At 67.4% G+C, this 18,993-nt stretch carries 21 protein-coding genes; 15 read left to right on the top strand and 6 right to left on the bottom strand.

Features of this window, described 5'->3' with window-relative positions; translation table 11 throughout:
* Positions 1-47: 47 nt before the first annotated feature.
* Positions 48-1,301 (bottom strand): NADP-dependent isocitrate dehydrogenase, encoded by a 1,254-nt coding sequence (icd, locus tag KF796_12080; protein ID MBX3587370.1) that lies wholly within the window; start codon positions 1,299-1,301, stop codon positions 48-50.
* A 186-nt stretch (positions 1,302-1,487) separates the two neighbouring features.
* Between icd and KF796_12075 the strand changes: the two genes are divergently transcribed.
* The gene (locus KF796_12075; protein MBX3587369.1) at positions 1,488-1,760 is read left to right on the top strand and encodes a hypothetical protein; all 273 of its coding nucleotides are present in this window, start codon (positions 1,488-1,490) and stop codon (positions 1,758-1,760) included.
* A 64-nt stretch (positions 1,761-1,824) separates the two neighbouring features.
* Positions 1,825-2,286 carry a DUF192 domain-containing protein gene (locus KF796_12070; protein MBX3587368.1) on the top strand — a complete coding sequence of 154 codons (462 nt, stop codon included), beginning with the start codon at positions 1,825-1,827 and terminating at the stop codon, positions 2,284-2,286.
* A gap of 69 nt (positions 2,287-2,355) precedes the next feature.
* Here the strand turns inward: KF796_12070 and KF796_12065 are convergent, their stop codons facing one another.
* Positions 2,356-2,937 carry a superoxide dismutase [Fe] gene (locus tag KF796_12065; protein MBX3587367.1) on the bottom strand — a complete coding sequence of 194 codons (582 nt, stop codon included), beginning with the start codon at positions 2,935-2,937 and terminating at the stop codon, positions 2,356-2,358.
* A 47-nt stretch (positions 2,938-2,984) separates the two neighbouring features.
* Positions 2,985-4,280, bottom strand: coding sequence for an exodeoxyribonuclease VII large subunit (gene xseA, locus KF796_12060; protein ID MBX3587366.1), 1,296 nt, complete (start codon positions 4,278-4,280; stop codon positions 2,985-2,987).
* A gap of 386 nt (positions 4,281-4,666) precedes the next feature.
* Here xseA and KF796_12055 point away from each other — a divergent pair, with 386 nt between their 5' ends.
* From KF796_12055 to adk, 6 genes are all read left to right on the top strand, one after another.
* Positions 4,667-5,299, top strand: coding sequence for a MotA/TolQ/ExbB proton channel family protein (locus KF796_12055; GenBank protein MBX3587365.1), 633 nt, complete (start codon positions 4,667-4,669; stop codon positions 5,297-5,299).
* A gap of 6 nt (positions 5,300-5,305) precedes the next feature.
* The gene (locus KF796_12050) at positions 5,306-5,734 is read left to right on the top strand and encodes a biopolymer transporter ExbD (protein MBX3587364.1); all 429 of its coding nucleotides are present in this window, start codon (positions 5,306-5,308) and stop codon (positions 5,732-5,734) included.
* Positions 5,735-5,737: 3 nt separating this feature from the next.
* On the top strand, positions 5,738-6,745 hold the full coding sequence (locus KF796_12045) for a tetraacyldisaccharide 4'-kinase (GenBank protein ID MBX3587363.1): 1,008 nt from the start codon (positions 5,738-5,740) through the stop codon (positions 6,743-6,745).
* Entirely contained in the window at positions 6,726-6,935 is a 210-nt protein-coding gene (locus tag KF796_12040; protein MBX3587362.1) for a Trm112 family protein, read from the top strand. The genes KF796_12045 and KF796_12040 overlap by 20 nt, the downstream gene beginning before the upstream one ends.
* Positions 6,932-7,687, top strand: coding sequence for a 3-deoxy-manno-octulosonate cytidylyltransferase (gene kdsB, locus KF796_12035; protein ID MBX3587361.1), 756 nt, complete (start codon positions 6,932-6,934; stop codon positions 7,685-7,687). Before KF796_12040 ends, kdsB begins: the two co-directional genes overlap by 4 nt.
* 132 nt (positions 7,688-7,819) lie before the next feature.
* The gene (gene adk, locus KF796_12030; GenBank protein MBX3587360.1) at positions 7,820-8,476 is read left to right on the top strand and encodes an adenylate kinase; all 657 of its coding nucleotides are present in this window, start codon (positions 7,820-7,822) and stop codon (positions 8,474-8,476) included.
* Between the two features lie 31 nt (positions 8,477-8,507).
* Here adk and KF796_12025 read toward each other — a convergent pair whose 3' ends face one another.
* Positions 8,508-9,446 (bottom strand): asparaginase, encoded by a 939-nt coding sequence (locus KF796_12025; GenBank protein MBX3587359.1) that lies wholly within the window; start codon positions 9,444-9,446, stop codon positions 8,508-8,510.
* Positions 9,447-9,539: 93 nt separating this feature from the next.
* On the opposite strand from KF796_12025, the gene lexA reads away from it, so the two are divergent.
* Complete coding sequence (gene lexA / locus KF796_12020) at positions 9,540-10,214, top strand: transcriptional repressor LexA (protein ID MBX3587358.1); 675 nt, start codon at positions 9,540-9,542, stop codon at positions 10,212-10,214.
* Between the two features lie 123 nt (positions 10,215-10,337).
* Entirely contained in the window at positions 10,338-10,676 is a 339-nt protein-coding gene (locus KF796_12015) for a hypothetical protein (GenBank protein ID MBX3587357.1), read from the top strand.
* 19 nt (positions 10,677-10,695) lie between these two features.
* On the opposite strand, the gene KF796_12010 is transcribed toward KF796_12015, so the two are convergent.
* Entirely contained in the window at positions 10,696-11,214 is a 519-nt protein-coding gene (locus tag KF796_12010; GenBank protein ID MBX3587356.1) for a DUF1993 domain-containing protein, read from the bottom strand.
* Between the two features lie 103 nt (positions 11,215-11,317).
* Between KF796_12010 and KF796_12005 the strand changes: the two genes are divergently transcribed.
* Both KF796_12005 and KF796_12000 read left to right on the top strand, forming a co-directional pair.
* Positions 11,318-12,325, top strand: a complete 1,008-nt coding sequence (locus KF796_12005; GenBank protein ID MBX3587355.1) for a D-2-hydroxyacid dehydrogenase family protein — start codon at positions 11,318-11,320, stop codon at positions 12,323-12,325.
* A gap of 70 nt (positions 12,326-12,395) precedes the next feature.
* Positions 12,396-13,544, top strand: coding sequence for an MFS transporter (locus KF796_12000; protein MBX3587354.1), 1,149 nt, complete (start codon positions 12,396-12,398; stop codon positions 13,542-13,544).
* A 31-nt stretch (positions 13,545-13,575) separates the two neighbouring features.
* Here the strand turns inward: KF796_12000 and KF796_11995 are convergent, their stop codons facing one another.
* Complete coding sequence (locus tag KF796_11995; GenBank protein ID MBX3587353.1) at positions 13,576-15,768, bottom strand: hypothetical protein; 2,193 nt, start codon at positions 15,766-15,768, stop codon at positions 13,576-13,578.
* 66 nt (positions 15,769-15,834) lie between these two features.
* Between KF796_11995 and KF796_11990 the strand changes: the two genes are divergently transcribed.
* The 3 genes from KF796_11990 to KF796_11980 all read left to right on the top strand — a co-directional run bounded on the left by KF796_11990 (position 15,835) and on the right by KF796_11980 (position 18,987).
* On the top strand, positions 15,835-17,355 hold the full coding sequence (locus KF796_11990; protein MBX3587352.1) for a 3-hydroxyacyl-CoA dehydrogenase: 1,521 nt from the start codon (positions 15,835-15,837) through the stop codon (positions 17,353-17,355).
* A gap of 9 nt (positions 17,356-17,364) precedes the next feature.
* On the top strand, positions 17,365-18,144 hold the full coding sequence (locus KF796_11985) for an enoyl-CoA hydratase (protein ID MBX3587351.1): 780 nt from the start codon (positions 17,365-17,367) through the stop codon (positions 18,142-18,144).
* 123 nt (positions 18,145-18,267) lie between these two features.
* Positions 18,268-18,987, top strand: a complete 720-nt coding sequence (locus KF796_11980; GenBank protein ID MBX3587350.1) for a Crp/Fnr family transcriptional regulator — start codon at positions 18,268-18,270, stop codon at positions 18,985-18,987.
* Positions 18,988-18,993: the final 6 nt, after the last annotated feature.

Below are 18,993 nucleotides of genomic sequence, written 5' to 3'. Positions count from 1 at the left end.
CGGGGCGGCTTTGTTGCGTCAGCAGGCAGCGCCGGGCTGCCTTGCCATCACATGTTGTCGATCATCACCTGGCCAAAGCCCGAGCAGCTTACCTGCGTGGCACCATCCATCAGGCGCGCGAAGTCATAGGTGACCTTCTTGCTGGCGATCGATTTTTCGATCGAGCTGATGATCAGGTCAGCGGCTTCGATCCAGCCCATGTGGCGCAGCATCATCTCGGCCGACAGGATTTCGGAGCCGGGGTTCACATAGTCCTTGCCAGCGTACTTGGGCGCCGTGCCGTGGGTGGCTTCAAACATGGCGACGGTGTCGCTGAGGTTGGCGCCCGGGGCAATGCCGATGCCACCCACCTGCGCGGCCAGCGCGTCAGACACGTAGTCGCCGTTGAGGTTGAGCGTGGCGACCACGCTGTACTCGGCCGGACGCAGCAGGATCTGCTGCAGGAAGGCGTCAGCGATGCTGTCCTTGACCACGATGTCCTTGCCGGTCTTGGGGTTCTTGAACTTGCACCACGGGCCGCCGTCGATCAGCTCGGCGCCGAATTCCTTTTGCGCCAGGCCATAGGCCCAGTCGCGGAAGCCGCCTTCGGTGAACTTCATGATGTTGCCCTTGTGCACGATGGTCACGCTGGGCTTGTCATTGTCGATGGCGTACTGCAGGGCCTTGCGCACCAGGCGCTCGGTGCCCTCGCGCGAGACCGGCTTGACGCCAATGCCGGAGGTGTTGGGGAAGCGGATCTTCTTGACGCCCATCTCCTCCTGCAGGAACTTGATGAGCTTCTTGGCCTTGTCGGACTCGGCTTCGAACTCGATGCCCGCGTAGATGTCCTCGGAGTTCTCGCGGAAGATGACCATGTTGGTCTTTTCCGGCTCTTTCACGGGCGAGGGCACGCCCTTGAAGTACTGGATGGGGCGCAGGCAGACATACAGGTCCAGTTCCTGGCGCAGCGCCACGTTCAGCGAGCGGATGCCGCCGCCCACGGGGGTGGTCAGCGGGCCCTTGATGGAGACCACGTACTCACGCACCACGTCCAGGGTTTCCTGGGGCAGCCAGACGTCGGGGCCATAGACCTTGGTCGACTTTTCACCGGCATAGACTTCCATCCAGTGGATCTTCTTCTTGCCGCCGTAGGCCTTGGCCACGGCCGCGTCCACCACCTTCAGCATCACGGGCGTGATGTCCAGGCCCGTGCCGTCGCCTTCGATGAACGGGATGATGGGCTGGTCCGGCACGTTGAGCGACGTGTCGGCATTGACGGTGATTTTCTGGCCTTCGGCGGGCACCTTGATGTGCTGGTACATGGAAAAACGTCTCCGTTGAACGCTGAAAGGCAGGGTTTCAGCAGGTTAGGCAAAACCCTAGGATTCTAGCTTCAAAAATATTTGGAGCCGGCTGTCAACCGGCCGTAAACCGCCGCCGTTACGGATGGGCCTTCCGATAGTTGGGAGGAATTTTTCGAAAAAGTAACTTCACCTAAGGACTCTGAAATGAACAAGCTCATCGCTGCCCTGATCGCCGGTCTGTTCTCCGTTGGCGTGTTTGCCCAAGCCGCCGCTCCCGCCGCCAAGAAGGAAGAAGCCAAGCCCGCGGCCGCCGCCGCTGCTCCGGCCGCTGCCCCCGTCGCCAAGATGGAAGAAAAGAAGGAAGACAAAGCCGCCATGAAGGCCGAGAAGGCCGCCGCCAAGGCTGAAAAGAAGGCCGCCAAGAAGAAGGTTGCCAAGAAGGCCAAGGCCGAGAAGACCGAAGAAAAGAAGTCCTGATCCCAGGCCTTTTCAGTGAAATGCCCGCCCTGCGCGGGCATTTTTCTTGGTTGCCGCAAAATGCATGGCCATGAATAAATTCCTCTGCTTGCTGGGTACCGCCCTGCTCACCGCCTGCACGGCCGCCGCCATGGCGCAAGACGCGCAAATGGACCTGCCCCGTGTCAAGCTGCGCGCCGACATCCACCAGATCGACGCCCAGGTGGCCCTGACCCCCGAACAGCGCAGCATCGGCCTGATGTTCCGCAAGGCCATGCCCCAGCATGAAGGCATGCTGTTCGTGTTCGAGCAGCCGTCGGTCCAGTGCTTCTGGATGAAGAACACATTGCTGCCGCTGACCGCCGCCTTTGTGGCCGACGACGGCACCATCGTCAACCTGGCCGACATGAAGCCGCAAACCACCGATTCGCATTGCTCCACCCAGCCCGTGCGCTTTGTGCTGGAGATGAACCAGGGCTGGTTTGCCAAAAAAGGGATCAAGGCCGGCTTCAAGCTGGGCGGCAAGCCGTTTGAGTCCAGACGCTGAGCCGTCTTTTTCAGGCCCGCCCATGAAAAAAGCCGACCCGCGGGTCGGCTTTTTGCTGTGCAGCGGGCTTCAGGCGAAGTTGGCTTCGGCAAAACCCCAGTTCACGAGCTTGTCGAGGAAGGCCTCGACGAACTTGGGGCGCAGGTTGCGGTAGTCGATGTAGTAGGCGTGCTCCCAGACGTCCACGGTGAGCAGGGCCTTGTCGGCGGTGGTCAGCGGGGTGCCGGCGGCGCCGGTGTTGACGATGTCCACGGAACCGTCGGGCTTCTTGACCAGCCAGGTCCAGCCGGAACCAAAGTTGCCCACGGCCGACTTGACGAAGGCCTCCTTGAAGGCGGCGTAGCTGCCCCACTTGGCATTGATGGCCGCGGCCAGCGCGTCCGAGGGCTCACCGCCGCCGGCGGGCTTCATGCAGTTCCAGAAGAAGGTGTGGTTCCAGATCTGGGCCGAGTTGTTGTAGATGCCGCCGCTGGATTTCTTGATGATTTCCTCCAGCGTCATGCTTTCAAACTCGGTGCCCTTTTGCAGGTTGTTGAGGTTCACCACATAGGCGTTGTGGTGCTTGCCGTGGTGGAATTCGAGCGTTTCTTTCGAATAGGCCGGCGCCAGCGCGTCAATCGCGTAGGGCAGCGGAGGCAGGGTGTGTTCCATGGTTTTCCTCGTGGGTTTGTTGGTCTGAAAAAATCGATTGTAGGAAACTAAATCAGCCGCTGGTGTAACACGGCAAGATCAACCTCGCCATCGGCAAGGGTTGCACGCAGCGCCTGGCCCGCATGGGTCTGGCCGGCCCGGGTCACGGCGGCGCCTTCGGCGTCGGTCAGCAGCGCATAGCCGCGCTGCAGCACCAGCTTGGGGTCCATCAGGGACAGCCTGAGCTGGGCGCGGTCCAGCTGTTCGCCGGAACGCCGCAATGTGTCGGCCACTCGGTCGCGCAGTTGCTCCTGAAGGTTTTCCCCGGCAACACGCCGGCGTTGCAGATGCTCGCGCGCGCCGTAACGCAGGCGCTCGGCATGGCGGGCCAGCCGCATTTGCTGGCGCGCCACCAGGCCCGAGGGCCGGCCCAGCCGCGACGCGGCCGAATCCACCCGCTGCGCCTGCGCATCGATCCGGCGCCACGTGGCGTCGCCCAGCCGCTGCCCCATCTGGGCCAGTGCACCGAGCCAGACATCGCGCGGCTGGGCCGCGAGCTCGGCGGCCGCGGTGGGCGTGGGCGCCCGCAGGTCGGCACAGAAGTCGGCAATGGTGAAGTCGGTCTCGTGGCCCACGCCGCACACCACAGGCACGGGGCTTTGCACGATGGTGCGGGCCAGCCGCTCGTCATTGAAGGCCCAGAGGTCTTCCATCGACCCGCCGCCGCGCACCAGCAGGATCAGGTCGATGTGGGGTGCCCCACCAGGCTGCAGTCCTTGCCCCGCCTGCGCCAGCTGATACAGATTTGATAGCGCCTTGACCAGCTCCGCGGGCGCCTGCCCGCCCTGCACGGCCGCGGGCGCGATGACCACGGGCACATGCGGCACCCGCCGCCGCAGCGCGCTGACCACGTCATGCAACGCCGCCGCGCCCAGCGAGGTCACCAGGCCGATGCCGCGCGGCATCAGGGGCAGCGGCCGCTTGCGGGCGCTGTCAAACAGGCCCTCGGCCTCCAGCCGGGCCTTGAGCTGCAGGAACTGCTCGAACAGCGCGCCCTGCCCGGCCCGGGTGAGTGACTCCACGATCAGTTGCAGGTCGCCGCGCGCCTCGTAGACGCCCAGCCGGCCTCGCACCTCGACCAGTTCGCCGTCGCGCGGCGCAAAGTCGAGCAGCCCGGCGGCGCGGCGGAACATGGCGCAGCGGATCTGCCCCTGCTCGTCCTTGAGCGAGAAATAGCAATGCCCGCTGGAGGCGCGCGAGAAACCCGAAATCTCCCCGCGGACCGCCACGGGGTTGAAGCGCGCTTCCAGCGCATCAGCAATGGCGCGGCATAGCGCGCCAACCTGCCAGATTCGTGGCGCCATGCCTGGGCTCAGCGTGTTCACCATCAGCAAATCCGGGCTTTCCCACGGTATCGGGAGGGCCATTTAGTCCACAGAAGCGCGCCAGACCCTGCGTTTGGGCGACAAATCCGGGGAAACGCTGATTTTTCGGAGCAAGCTGTTGATTTCATTGATTATTTTCCTGCTCAATTTGTCATCGATCTGTCACGTTGACGCATTGGCGCGGGCTGGCGGCCCACCCGGGCCACCTTCTGCACAAAGTTATCCACAATTTCTGTGGGTGGCCGGGCCTGGTGTGAGCATGGGCCGCCAGCGCCCCGGCGTCATCGGGATGCCTTGGCGCGTAGGCCATAATCACCAGCGCGCCGTACCCGTTTCATCGCCTCTTTTCCCGCGGAGACACCCTTTTGTTTTCGATCATACAAGCCGCAGGCTGGCCCATCTGGCCCCTGGTCGCCTGCTCCATCCTGGCGCTGGCCCTCGTCATCGAGCGCTTCATCAGCCTCAAAACCGCCCGGATCGCGCCCCCCAAGCTGCTCGACGAGGCCCTCGCCGTGTCCCGCACCGCCGTGCCCACACCCGATGTCGTCACGCAGCTGGAGCAGAACTCGGCACTGGGCGAGGTGCTGGCCAGCGGCTTCCGGGCCATCAACTCCGACCCGCGCTGCACCGAGGCCGACCTGCGCGCGCAGATGGAGGGCACCGGCCGGGCCGTCGCGCACCGGCTGGAGCGCTACCTGAGCGCGCTGGCCACCATCGCGTCGGCGGCGCCCCTGCTGGGCCTGCTGGGCACCGTGATCGGCATGATCGAGATTTTCGGCTCGCAGTCGCCCACCGGCGGCACCACGGGCGGCAACCCCGCCCAGCTGGCGCATGGCATCTCGATTGCGCTGTACAACACCGCGTTCGGCCTGATCGTGGCCATTCCCACCCTGATCTTCTGGCGCTACTTCCGTGCCCGGGTCGACGAGTACCTGCTGACGCTGGAGCTGGCGGCCGAGCGCTTTGTGCGCCACCTGAACGGCCTGCGCAAGGGCTGACCCCCGATGAACTTCCGTCCGCGCAAGAAGGAAGAGCCCGAGATCAACCTGATCCCGTTCATCGACGTGCTGCTGGTGGTGCTGATCTTCCTGATGCTGTCCACCACCTACAGCAAGTTCACCGAGATGCAGCTCAAGCTGCCGGTGGCCGATGTGGATGCCCAGCGCGACTACCCCAAGGAAGTGATCGTCGCGGTCGGCGCCGACGGCCGCTACAGCGTCAACAAGACCCCCGTGAGCGGCCGCAGTGTCGAGGCGGTGTCGATGGCGCTGGTGGAAGCCGCCAAGGCCGGCAAGGACAGCGTGGTCATCATCAGCGCCGACGCCAGCACCGCGCACCAGGCCGTCATCACCGTGATGGAGGCGGCCCGCCGCTCGGGCCTGACGCAGATCACCTTCGCCACCCAGTCCTCGGCCCAGGCCGGCGGCCGCTGAGCCATGGCGGCCGTGCAGCAGGCCCTGCTGCGCGCCTGGACCCGCCGCGGCCCCCTGGCCTGGTGGCTGTGGCCGCTGTCCCTGCTCTACGCCGCCCTGGTGGCGCTGCGCCGGCTGGCCTACCGCAGCGGCCTGGCCCGCACCCAGCGCCTGGCGGTGCCGGTCGTCGTGGTTGGCAATGTGGTGGCGGGGGGCTCCGGCAAGACCCCGGTCACCATGGCGCTGGTGCGCCACCTGCAGGCGCGCGGCCTGCGCCCAGGCGTGGTCTCGCGCGGCTACGGGCGCCATGCGGCGGACTGCCGCGAGGTCTTCGCCAGCTCCCTGCCCGGCGAGGTGGGCGATGAAGCGCTGCTGATCGCCCGCAACACCGGCGCGCCGGTTTTCGTGGCCGCGCGGCGCCCGCAGGCGGCCCAGATGCTGCTGGCGGCCTACCCGGCCACCGACGTGATCGTGAGCGACGACGGGCTGCAGCACCTGGCGCTGGGGCGTGACATCGAGCTGTGCGTTTTTGACGATGGCGGCATCGGCAACGGCTTCCTGCTGCCGGCCGGCCCGCTGCGCGAACCCTGGCCACGCCCGGTGGACCTGGTGGTGCACACCGGCCGCCGGCCCGCATTCGGCGGCTTTCAGGCCCACCGCGCACTGGCCAGTGAGGCCGTGCGCGCTGACGGCACCCGCCTGGCGCTGGCCGCGCTGGGCGGCCAGCCGCTGCACGCGCTGGCCGGCATCGCCCACCCCGAGGCCTTCTTTGACATGCTGCGGGCCCGGGGCCTGACCCTGGCCAGCACCACCGCGCTGACCGATCACTATGATTTTGATAGCGATAAAGGGCCGTGGAGCCTGGACTCCAGCCTGATTTGCACCGAAAAAGACGCCGTCAAGCTGTGGCAACGCCGCCCTGACGCCTGGGCCGTGCCGCTGGAGGTCACGCTGGATGGCGCGCTGCTGGCGCGGCTCGATCAACTGCTCGATGCAAAGCTATCATCCGCCCATGGACGCCAAACTGATTGAACTGCTGGTCTGCCCCGTGACCAAGGGGCCGCTGCTGCTGGACCGCGAGAAGAACGAACTGGTCTCGCGCAGCGCGCGGCTGGCCTACCCGGTGCGCGACGGCATCCCCATCATGCTGGAGGCCGAGGCCCGCACCCTCAGCGACGAGGAAATCGACCAGCTGCCCGCGCGCACCCCGCTGGCCGGATGAGCTTCACCGTCCTGATCCCGGCGCGGCGGGCCTCGACCCGCCTGCCCGACAAGCCACTGGCCGACATCGCGGGCCTGCCCATGGTGGTGCGGGTGGCGCAGCGCGCCAGCCAGTCGTCGGCCAGTCGGGTGGTGGTGGCGGCCGACAGCCCGGCCATCGTCAGCGCCTGCAGCCAGCACCACGTGGACGCGGTGCTGACCCGAGAAGACCACCCCTCGGGCAGCGACCGGCTGGCCGAAGCCTGCGCCCTGCTCGGCCTGCCCGACGACGGCAAGGTGGTCAACGTGCAGGGCGACGAGCCCCTGATCGACCCGGCGCTGATCGATGCGGTGGCCCGCCTGCTGGATGCGCGGCCGCAGGCCAGCATGAGCACCGCGGCCCATGCCATCGACAGCGCGGCCGACTTTGCCAACCCCAACGTGGTCAAGGTGGTCACCGACGCCCAGGGCCTGGCGCTGTACTTCAGCCGTGCCCCGATCGCCTGGTGGCGCGATGGCTTTGCCCAGGGCATCACCACCCTGCCCGAGCCCAGGCCGCTGCGTCACGTTGGCATCTACGGTTATCGCGTTGGCTTCCTGCGGCAATTTCCAGCGTTGCCCCAGGCTCCGATGGAAATCAGTGAAGCCCTGGAGCAGCTGCGCGCGCTCTGGCACGGCCACCGCATCGCGGTTCATGTGACCGATCAGGCGCCCGGCATCGGGGTGGACACCCCGGAAGACCTGGCGCGCGTCCGGGCCCTGTTCCAGGCCTGAAAACGGCCCGGCCGCCCTGTAAGCGGGCGCCAAGGACTCACATGCTATCCTCTGCCCAATGATGCGCGATGGCGCCGCTGGGTTGCCTGGCGTCTGCAGCGCACGCCGATTTCACACTATCCGAGGACTTCCATGAGACTGATTTTGTTGGGCGCACCCGGCGCCGGCAAAGGCACGCAAGCCGCGTTCCTCTGCCAGAAATACGGCATCCCCCAGATTTCCACCGGCGACATGCTGCGCGCCGCCGTCAAGGCCGGCACCCCGCTGGGCCTGCAGGCCAAGGCCGTCATGGACTCGGGCGCCCTGGTCAGCGACGACATCATCATCGGCCTGGTCAAGGAGCGCCTGGCCCAGCCGGACTGCGCCAGGGGCTTCCTGTTTGACGGCTTTCCGCGCACCATCCCGCAGGCCGACGCGATGAAGCAGGCCGGTGTCAAGCTCGACTACGTGCTGGAGATCGATGTGCCGTTTGACGCCATCATCGAGCGCATGAGCGGACGGCGTTCGCACCCGGCCTCGGGCCGCATCTACCACGTCAAGTTCAACCCGCCCAAGGTGGAAGGCAAGGACGACGTCACGGGCGAGCCCCTGATCCAGCGCGACGACGACAAGGAAGAAACCGTCAAGAAGCGGCTGGAGGTCTACAGCGCCCAGACCCGCCCGCTGGTGGATTACTACTCCAGCTGGGCCAAGGCCGACCCGGCCGGCGCACCCAAATACCGCGCCATCAACGGCACCGGCACGGTCGAAGACATCACGGCGCGCGCGCTGCAGGCCCTCTCGGCCTGAAGCGGGCCGAGGCCGCCGGAGCGCGCCGCACTCAATCCATCAAGGCCAGCATCAGCGCGATGCGGGCCTTGACGGGCGACAGGCCCGCCGAATCACGGAACGCATCCGCCGGCTTCGGCAGGACGCGGCCATTGGGGCAGCGTGTGGCGCAGACCACCTGCACGCCGCGGGCCTGGGCCTCGACCAGGGCCGCTTCCAGCACCCGGTGCAGGCTGCCATTGCCGGTGCCGGCCACCACGATGCCATCGACCCCCTGCGCCGCCAGCGCCTGAACCAGTCCCGCCCCCGCGCCAGCATGGCTCATGACGATTTCCACGCGCGGCCAGGCCTTGAGGTTTGCTAGCTTTTCCATAGCATGCAATGGCCGGCTGGCCTGGACTTCCGGCCAGTTTCGCACCAGGCGCAGGGCGCCTTCCTCGACATAGCCCAGCGGCCCGGCATCTCCCGAGCCAAACGCGTCAAGACGGTAGGTGTGAACCTTCTGCACGTCCAGCGCGCCGTGCACCGAGCCCGCACACACCGCCACCACCCCGCTCGCGCCGGGCCAGGCCGCGACCGCACAGGCATCCAGCAGGTTCTGCGGGCCGTCGGGCACCAGCGCCGTCGAGGGGCGCATGGCGCAGGTCAGCACCACCGGCTTGGCCGGCTGCAGCACCGCCTGCAGGAAGTACGCCGTTTCCTCCAGCGTATCGGTGCCGTGGGTGATCACAAGACCCTGTACATCGTCCTGGCGCAGCCAGTGGTCGCAGCGCAGGGCCAGTTGCTGCCACAGCGCGTGCTCCATGTCCTTGCTGTCGACCTGGGCCACCTGCTCGGTCACCACGGGCTGGTGGCGCATCTGCGGAATGGCCGCCAGCAGCTGCGCCACGCCCACCTGCGCCGCGGTGTAGCCAATGTTGTCGCCAGCCTCGCTGGCCGTGCCCGCGATCGTCCCGCCCGTGCCGAGCACCACAATTTTCTTGCCGCTCACTTGCAAACTTTCAAAAACTGGTTAAAAATACAGTTACTGGATATTAAGACAGTAAATCGCACTGTGACCAACCGGCCTTGCCAAGGAGTCGCCATGATCGAAAGCCCCAAACTCACCGCCCGGCAGCAACAGATTCTGGACCTGATCCAGAGCGCCATCGCCCGCACCGGTGCGCCGCCCACGCGCGCCGAGATCGCCGCCGAGCTGGGCTTCAAATCCGCCAACGCCGCCGAGGAACACCTGCAGGCCCTGGCGCGCAAGGGCGTGATCGAACTGGTCAGCGGCACCTCGCGCGGCATCCGGCTCAAAAGCGACACCCTGCGCTCCATCCATGAATCGCGCATCAAGCAGTTTTCCCTGCCCCTGCAAAGCCTGGCCCAGCTCGCCCTGCCCCTCGTCGGCCGGGTCGCGGCGGGTTCGCCCATTCTCGCGCAGGAGCATGTCGACCAGACCTACTACGTCGAAAGCAGCCTGTTCCAGCGCAAGCCCGACTACCTGCTCAAGGTCCGCGGCATGTCCATGCGCGACGCCGGCATCATGGACGGCGACCTGCTGGCCGTCCAGTCCACCCGCGAGGCCAAGAACGGCCAGATCGTCGTGGCCCGGCTGGGTGAAGAAGTCACTGTCAAGCGTTTCCGGCGCAACAAGCACCTGATCGAGCTGCACGCCGAAAACCCCGACTACCAGACCATCATTGTCGAGCCCGGCGAAGCCTTTGAGATCGAGGGCCTCGCCGTGGGCCTGATCCGCAACACCATGCTCATGTAAATCTGCTGTCACGCAAGGGGCTGCCGCAGGTGGCGGGCGTATGGCTGCAAGAGCCATCACCCTGCGGCAAGGCCCGGTTCGAAATCCTGCCTGTGTTCAACCTCTTGCCCCAAGGAGTTCCACATGGGAATCGCACTTTCAGCCGTTCACGGATTTTTCACCCCCCTGCAGGACCTGCTGGGCTGGCTGCTGTCGCCGGTGAGCGCGCCCGCGCAGACCCGCCCGGCACCGGCGTCTGCTCCTGTTTCCATAGCGCACCATGCCCGCCCCGCGCGCACTGGCGCCCCCAAAGGTGCCTGCCCTCAGGTGCACCGGCCGCTGCGCGTGGTGCGTGTCATGGACAGGCCCACGGGCCGCGCCGCCACGGCGGGCAACCGCCTGGTGATTTCGGGCCGCATGGCCGACGTCTGCGCCGAGCTGGACCGGCTGGCCGCGCTCGAGGCGCGCACGCGCCGGCCCTGAGCCCCGGCCTTGCCTTGCGTCAAGCGGCCCGCTTGCCCGCCAGGTAATCGGCCTTGCCCAGTTCCACGCCGTTGTGGCGCAGGATGGCGTAGGCCATGGTCACATGGAAGAAGAAGTTGGGCAGCATCCAGTGCTTGAGGTAGGCCTCGCCCTTCATGGTGCGGGTGGTCTCGCGGCCCACCGGGAAGGTGATGTCCTTGTCCTCGGTGCCGTCGAGCTTGTCGGCCGGCACGCTGGCAAGGTAGTCCAGCGTTTTCTGGATGCGCGCCTTGAGTTCGGCCAGCGTGGTTTCCGTGTCGTCGAATTTCGGGGCCTCCACGCCTGACAGGCGCGCCACGCCGTTCTTGGCGCCGTCACAGGCAATCAGGATCTGGCGCGTGAAGGGCAGCATGTCGGGCGCCAGCCTGAACTGAGTCAGGGCGATCGGGTCGAATTTTTTCGCGTCGGCATGGGCCTGGGCCTTGTCCAGCAGGTGGCTCAGGTTGCCCAGCATCTGCTGGACGGTCGGCAGGGTGGCTGACGACATCGAAATGGTCATGAAAAACTCCTGAAGAATCGGATGTTCGGGGTCGCCATCGTAGCGGCGTGGCCCGATGCTTGCTGGCGGGGTCTTTATGGTGCGCGCAAGGCACAATCAGGCCATGAACATTGTGATCCTCGACGATTACCAGGATGCCGTGCGCAAGCTGCAGTGCGCCAGCAAGCTCGAAGCCTACCCGGCCAAGGTCTACACCAACACCGTCAAGGGCATTGGCCAGCTCTCGGTTCGGCTGCGCGATGCCGACGTGATCGTGCTGATCCGCGAGCGCACGCATCTCACACGCCAGCTGATCGAGAAGCTGCCCCGCCTCAAGCTGATCGCCCAGACGGGCCGCGTGGGTTCCCACATTGACGTGACCGCCTGCACCGAGCGCGGCATTGCCGTGGCCGAGGGCGTGGGGTCGCCCGTGGCCCCGGCGGAACTGACATGGGCACTGATCATGGCGGCCGCGCGGCGCCTGCCGCAGTACATCAGCATGCTCAAGCACGGCGGCTGGCAGCAGTCGGGCCTGAAGAACGCCTCGATGCCGCCCAACTTCGGCCTGGGCACCGTGCTCAAGGGCAAGACGCTGGGCATCTGGGGCTACGGAAAAATCGGCCAGATGATCACCGGCTATGGCGAGGCCTTCGGCATGAACGTGATGGTCTGGGGCCGTCCTGCTTCGCGCGAGAAGGCGGTAGCCGACGGCCACCAGGTGGCGCAGAGCCGGGAGGAACTGTTTGCCAACAGCGACGTGCTGTCGCTGCACCTGCGGCTGAACGAGGAGACCGCGGGCATCGTGACGCTCGAGGACCTGTCACGCATGAAACCCACGTCGCTGTTCGTCAACACCTCGCGCGCCGAGCTGCTCGAGCATGACGCGCTGCTGGTGGCGCTGAACCGGGGGCGCCCGGGCATGGCGGCGCTCGATGTGTTCGAGAGCGAGCCCATCCTGCAGGGCCACGCCCTGCTGCGGCTGGAGAACTGCATCTGCACGCCCCACATCGGCTACGTCGAGCAGGAGAGCTTTGAGCTGTACTTCGGCGCGGCCTTTGATAATGTGGTCAACTTCATCAAGGGCACTCCGACCAACATCGTGAATCCCGGCGCATTGCAAGTGCGGCGCTGAGCGCACTTCCCCTGGCCCCGCGGGGCTTCCACTCATGAGCACCAACGGCAATCTGGCCGCATCCCCTCCCATGCCCGGCGTCCTCTGGGCCTTGCTGTTCGGCAATTTCGTGATCGGCACCGGCGTGATGATCGTGCCGGGCACCCTCAATGAAATCAGCACCTCGCTGCAGGTGTCGGTGGCCACGGCGGGCCAGCTGATCTCGGCGGCGGCCCTGATGATGTGCCTGGGTGCCCCGCTGTTCGCCGCCGTGGTGGCCGGCTGGGACCGGCGCCGGCTGCTGGCCCTGTCGATGCTCTGGTATGGCGCGCTGCACCTGGCCTGCGTGGCCATGCCCAGCTTCGGCACGCTGCTGCCGGTGCGGGTGCTGGCCGTGATGTCGCCGGCCATTTTCACGCCGCAGGCCGCAGCCTGCGTTGGCCTGCTGGTGCCGGCCGAGCAGCGCGGGCGCGCCATCACCTTCGTGTTTTTGGGCTGGTCCGTGGCCTCGGTGCTGGGCATGCCGCTGGGTGCGCTGGTCGGTGGCACCTGGGGCTGGCGCAGTGCCTTCGCGCTGGTCGGCCTGCTCAGCCTGATCAGCGCCGTGTGGGTCTGGCGCGCCATGCCCGATGGCGTCAAACCGCCGGCGCTGTCGCGCGCCGCCTGGAAGGAGACCCTGCAGTCCCGGGCGCTGATGCTGTGCATCGCGGTGACCACGCTGTATTCGGCTGGCCAGTTCGTGCTGTTCTCGTACTTCGCGCCGTACTACAAGGCCAGCATCGGCATCACGCCGCTGCAGCTGAGCCTGCTGTTCATGTGGTTTGGCGCCTTTGGCTTTGCGGGCAACGTGCTCATGTCGCGCCACATCGACCGCATTGGCGCGCCGCGCGCCGTGCTGCTCGGGGTGGCCAGCATGGCGCTGAGCCTGCTGATCTGGCCGCTGGGCACCAGCCTGGTCCTGGCCGCGCTGGTGTCAGTGCCCTGGGCACTGGGCTGCTTTTCGTCCAACTCGGCCCAGCAGGCGCGGCTGGTGGGCATTGCGCCCGCGCTTGCGGCCGGCTCGATCGCGCTCAACACCTCGGCCATGTACGCGGGCCAGGCCATGGGCGCTGCCAGTGGCGGCTGGCTGATCGCCCAGGGCCACATGGGCATGCTGCACTGGGCGGGCTTTGTGGGGCTGGTGTTGGCCATGGCCACCAGCGTCTGGGCTTCGCGCTACACCAGCACCCACGCACGCTAGTCAGGCAGGCGCCGGTGCCCCGGGCCGTGACTCAACGGCGCGGCGGCCGCTTGGGAGCGATGTCGCGCTCGGTGGCCGCGTCGAACAGGTCAAAGTCGATCAGGTTGCTGTCTTGCGGCTTGTCACTGTCCTGGGAATCGGACTCGCTGATGCGCGACGGGTGTTCGGGCCGCTCCTGGGGCGGCGCCTCGTCTCTGCCGATTTCCATAAAGGCTGAGGACAGCGGGGCCGGCTCCGACAGGTCGATGTCCAGGCCCAGCCGCGGCGAGGGCTTGGGCAGCGGGATTTCCGGGAGCGCGTCCTCGGCGGCTTCATCGCCCGGCTGCGAGTCGCGCACGGAATCCCGGTTCCGGCTGTCCAGCGAGGCCGACAGCGGCAGGATGTTGGTATGCGAAAACCCTGTCGATGGCTGCGAGTCGCGCACGCCCTGGCTTGCGCCCGACAGCTCGAACTCGGCGGCACCGCCACGTTCCACCACGTCCTTGGCCATGGCGTAGAGCAGCAGCAGCTCACGGTAGGCTTCGAGATCGAACGCTTCGCCGCCCTGGTCGGGCTTGCGGAAGATCGACTCCTCGATGATCTCCAGCACCTTGGGCGAAGGCCACAGGGCCTCGATGCGCGCCAGCGCGTTGTGATAGGCCTCCAGGCCGCTGCTCTGGTCGCTGAACGCATCAAACACCGGCACCTGGGCGTTGAAGACCTTGTTGAAGTCGTCGCGCAACAGGTCATAGTCGTCGCGGCGGCCGATGGAATGGTAGATCTTCAGCAGGTCCAGGTAGGTGAGCGCGCTGGTCCGTGTGTTGTCGCCGATGTGGTTCCTGAGAACCTCGATGGCCTGGTCGTGCTGCCCCAGCGAGACGAAGAAATCCGCCTGCTGCTGGATGTCGAACAGCTCCTCGACATTGACCGCGCGCGCGCTGCCCGGCACGCTGGCCACGAAATCGGAATTCGGGCCCGAGTCCGGCGGCCGGCGGGCCGCAGCGGCGGGTGCCGGCGATGCCGCCGGGATGACCGGCCGCGCGGCCTTGAGGGTGGAGAACATCGACTCATCGACGTCCAGGTCCACATCCAGCGCCACCGCCCGCTGGGCCGGGCCTGCCGCGGGCCGTGACAGTGGCGCCACCAGTGAGTCGGGATCGAGTTCGTCGAGCTCCCCGCCTGCCGTCTGGCTGCGGCGCCACCAGTCGCGCCCGCCCAGCCCCCGGGTGCGGCCGCGCTGCCACAGATAGGCCGCGAGAGCCAGCATCAGGGCCAGCGCCACCACCAGGGCATAGACCAGGCCATTGGCGTAGCGCTCGTTCTCGGCCTGCTGCAACTGCGCACGCAAGGCCCCCAGGCTGGCCTGGTTCTTCACGGTCTGGTCGCGCAGGCCCCTGACGTCGGCCTCCAGCGACTGCAGGCGCTGCGTGTCGCGCAGCACATCCTGGGGCTGGGCGTTCAGGGCGCGCCACAGGGCGGCCGCCTGGGCACGCTGCTCGTCCGTGACCGGGGGCACGTTCTGCATCTCGGCCGTGGCCTTGAGCGTGGGGTCGCGTTCGACCAGCAGGTCCAGGGGCTCGAGTTTGAGGCGCGCCTGACGTGGCGCGCGCGCAGGCTTGTCGGGCTTGGCCGGCGCGGGCCGGACGGAAGCGCTTTTGGCGGGTGCCGGGCTTGCCCTGGAGGGGCGTTGACGGGCCGGCGCTGCGGCCTGCGCGGCCGCAGCCTGCGTTGCCGGCGCCGCGGCGCTGACCCTGGGGCCCGGGATCACCACCACGGGCGGCGCTGCGGGGGCTACCGGGGCTGCGGGGGAAGCAGGCGTCGCCTGCACCGCCGCGGCAGCCGCCTGTGCAGGCACCTGCAAGTCACTGGGGATGTCGGCCAGCAGCACATAGCGGCGGGTGACCTTCTGGCTGCAACCCGCGCGCAGGTATACCGTAACCACGGGCTCGTCCACCAGGGCGGACGAACGCACCCGCACCACCCCGTCCGCGCCGGTACCCGGCTCGAACACGGCCGATACGCGCGTGCCGCTGACACGGTTGTCCGCGTGGAACACATCGGCCTCGAAACAGGCGGAGGACACCTCGTCGGACGGGTCCAGCCGGACCTGCACCGCCAGATTCAAGGGCTGGCCGATCAGCACGGCGCCGCGCGGCTTGCCCAGCGTGAGCGCAAAGGCATTCACCGCCGCGAGCAGCAAAATTCCCCCGGCAACGGTGTGGCGCAACTTCAAGGCAGGCTTCATGGATCGGACTGCGTTCGATTTTGGCACAGCGAAGGCGCCCGCTGGCGCTACGTGATAATCGCCCGCATGAATACCGTCTTCCAGACCATTGGCATCGTGGGCGCTGGCGCCATGGGGCGCGGCATCGCCCAGATCGCCGCCCAGTCCGGCAGCACCGTGCTGCTCTTTGACACCCAGGCCGACGCCGTCAGCAAGGCGCGGGCCGCCGTTTTTTCGCAGTGGGACAAGCTCCAGGAAAAGGGCCGCATGACCGCCCCCGAGGTCGAAGCCGCCAAGGCCCGGCTGCAGGGCGCCGACTCCCTGGGCGCGCTGGCCGGCTGCGGCCTGGTGGTCGAGGCCATTGTCGAGCTGCTGGACATCAAGAAAAGCCTGTTCGCCGAGCTGGAGGCCATCGTGGGTGACACCGCGGTGCTGGCCACCAACACCTCGTCGCTGTCGGTCACGGCCATCGCGGCCGGGCTCAAGCGTCCGCAGCAGTTCGCCGGCTTCCATTTCTTCAATCCGGTGCCACTGATGAAAGTGGTCGAGGTGATTGCCGGCCTCAAGACGCTGCCCGCCGTGTGCGATGCACTGTCGGCCTGCGCGCGCCAGATGGGCCACACGCCGGTGCTGGCCCAGGACACGCCGGGCTTCATCGTCAACCATGCGGGCCGCGGCTACGGCACCGAGGCGCTGCGCATCGTCAGCGAAGGCGTGGCCGACTTCGCCACCATCGACCGCATCCTCAAGGACCAGGCGGGCTTCCGGCTCGGCCCGTTCGAGCTCATGGACCTCACGGCGCTGGACGTGTCGCACCCGGTCATGGAATCCATCTACCAGCAGTACTACGACGAACCGCGCTACCGGCCCAGCGTGATCACCGCGCAGCGGCTGGCCGGCGGCGTGGTCGGCAAGAAGGTGGGCGAAGGCTTTTACCGCTACACCGACGGCGTGGCCCAGGTGCCCGCCGAGCCGGCGGTGCCCACGGTGGCCGAGATGCCGCCGGTCTGGGTCTCCACCCGCGCCACGCGGCGCGCTGACCTGTACCAGTTGCTCAAGGACCTGGGCGCGAAGGTCGAGACCGGCCAATCGCCCTCGCCCCAGGCACTGACCCTGGTGGCGCCGCTGGGCTTTGACGTGACCACGGTGGCCGTGGTCGAGCGGCTGGACCCGGCGCGCACCGTGGGCATCGACCTGCTGGTGGAAGACGCCGCCACGCGGCGGCGCGTGCTGGCCACCAATCCGGCCACGCGCGCCGACATGCGCGACGCCGCGCACGCGCTGTTCGCGCGCGACGGCAAGGCCGTGAGCGTGATCCGAGACAGCGGGGGTTTTGTGACCCAGCGCGTGCTGGCCACCATCGTCAACATCGCGTCCGACATCTGCCAGCAGCGCATCTGCAGCCCGGGCGACCTCGAGACCGCCGTGACGCTGGGCCTGGGCTACCCGCTGGGCCCGTTGGCCATGGGCAACCGCTACGGGCCGACCAATGTGCTTGAGGTGCTGTTCAACATGCAGACCGTCTATGGCGACCCGCGCTACCGCCCCAGCCCCTGGCTGCGCCGGCGCGGCGCCATCGGCCTGAGCCTGCTCCACGAAGAAGAGTAAAGCGCCGCCATGCCCGCCTCCCTCAAAAGCACCAGCCATGGCCAGACCATGGTGCTCACGCTGAGCAACCCCGAGCACCGCAACGCGCTCGGCCCCGACATCTATGCCGCGGGCATCGAAGCCCTCAACGTGGCCGAGAGCAGCGACGATGTGCGCAGCGTCATCATCACCGGTGAAGGCAGCCTGTTCAGCGCCGGTGGCAACCTGCACGGCCTGCAGGCGCGCCGCCAGGAACCACCACAGGTGCAGGCGCAGAGCATTGAAGGCCTGCATGGCTGGATCGAATCGGTGCGCACCTTCCCCAAGCCCGTGATCGCGGCCGTGGAAGGCGCGGCCGCCGGCGCCGGCTTCTCGCTGGCGCTGGCCTGCGACCTGATCGTGGCGGCCGGCAATGCCGTGTTCGTCATGGCCTACAGCAACATCGCGCTGTCGCCCGACGGTGGCGCGAGCTGGAGCCTGGCGCAGGCCCTGCCGCGCCAGCTCGCCACCGAACTGCTGATGTGCGGCGAGCGCATCAGCAGCCAGCGCCTGCAGGCGCTGGGCATCGTGAACCGCGTGAGCGAGCCGGGCCGCGCGCTCAGCGACGCGCTGGCGCTGGCCGGCAGCCTCAATGACCGCGCCCCCAACGCGCTGGCCAGCATCAAGGAACTGCTCAATGAAGCCGGCCAGGCCTCGCTGAACCGGCAGCTCGCGTCGGAGCGCGACCACTTCGTGCGCAACCTGCACCATGTGAACGGCGGCATCGGCATTGCGGCCTTCCTGAACAAGCAGACCCCGCGCTACGAGTAGCCACGGTCCGCCGCGCAATGGGCGCGGCGCGAGTCGCCATGTGCCGCAGGTGACAACCCTGTAGCGCGGCGCTGGTCCCCCACGCGACAATGAGGGCGTCATCAGTCACGCAAAAGACAGCCCATGGACGACCCCATTCTTACCATTGAAGAACGAGCAGCGATCAACTCCGGTCGCTGGTTTTCTTCACTATCCCCCTCACTGCGTCACGACATCCTCCGATGCGCCTACGTCAAACGCTACAAGGACGGCGAGCTGATCGCCGCACGCGGCGACCCGCCGGAGGACTGGATCGCCTGCGCCCAGGGCGCGGTGCGCGTGAGCTCGACCTCGATCTCGGGCAAGCAGGTCACGCTGACCTACGTGGAGCCCGGCATCTGGTTCGGCGATGTGGCCATCTTCGACGGCGAGCGGCGCACCCACGATGCCTATGCGCATGGCGACTCGACCATCCTGTGCGTGTCGCGCGGCGACCTGCGCAAGATCCTCTCGCAGCACACCGAGCTCTACGAAGCCATGCTGCGCCTGCACGCGCGGCGCATCCGGCAGCTGTTCGGCCTGGTGGAAGACCTCAACACCCTGCCCCTGCGCGCGCGGCTGGCCAAGCAGCTGCTGCACCTGGTGCGCAGCTACGGCGTGCCCTCGCTGGCCGACGGGCGCGAGGTGCGCATCGGCCTGCAGCTGGCGCAGGAAGAACTCGCGCAACTGCTGGGCGCGTCGCGCCAGCGCGTGAACCAGGAACTCAAGGCCATGGAGCGCGAGGATGCGATTCGCATCGAGCCCGGTGGCCTCGTGGTGCGCAACCGCGAAGCGCTGATGCACATCATTGAAGCCGACAACTAAGCCCCC

The sequence above is a fragment of the Ramlibacter sp. genome, from assembly GCA_019635435.1.
Lineage (GTDB): Bacteria > Pseudomonadota > Gammaproteobacteria > Burkholderiales > Burkholderiaceae_C > JAHBZM01.
Note: the sequence above shows the minus strand (reverse complement) of the source record. Positions and strands in the feature narration are given on the sequence as shown.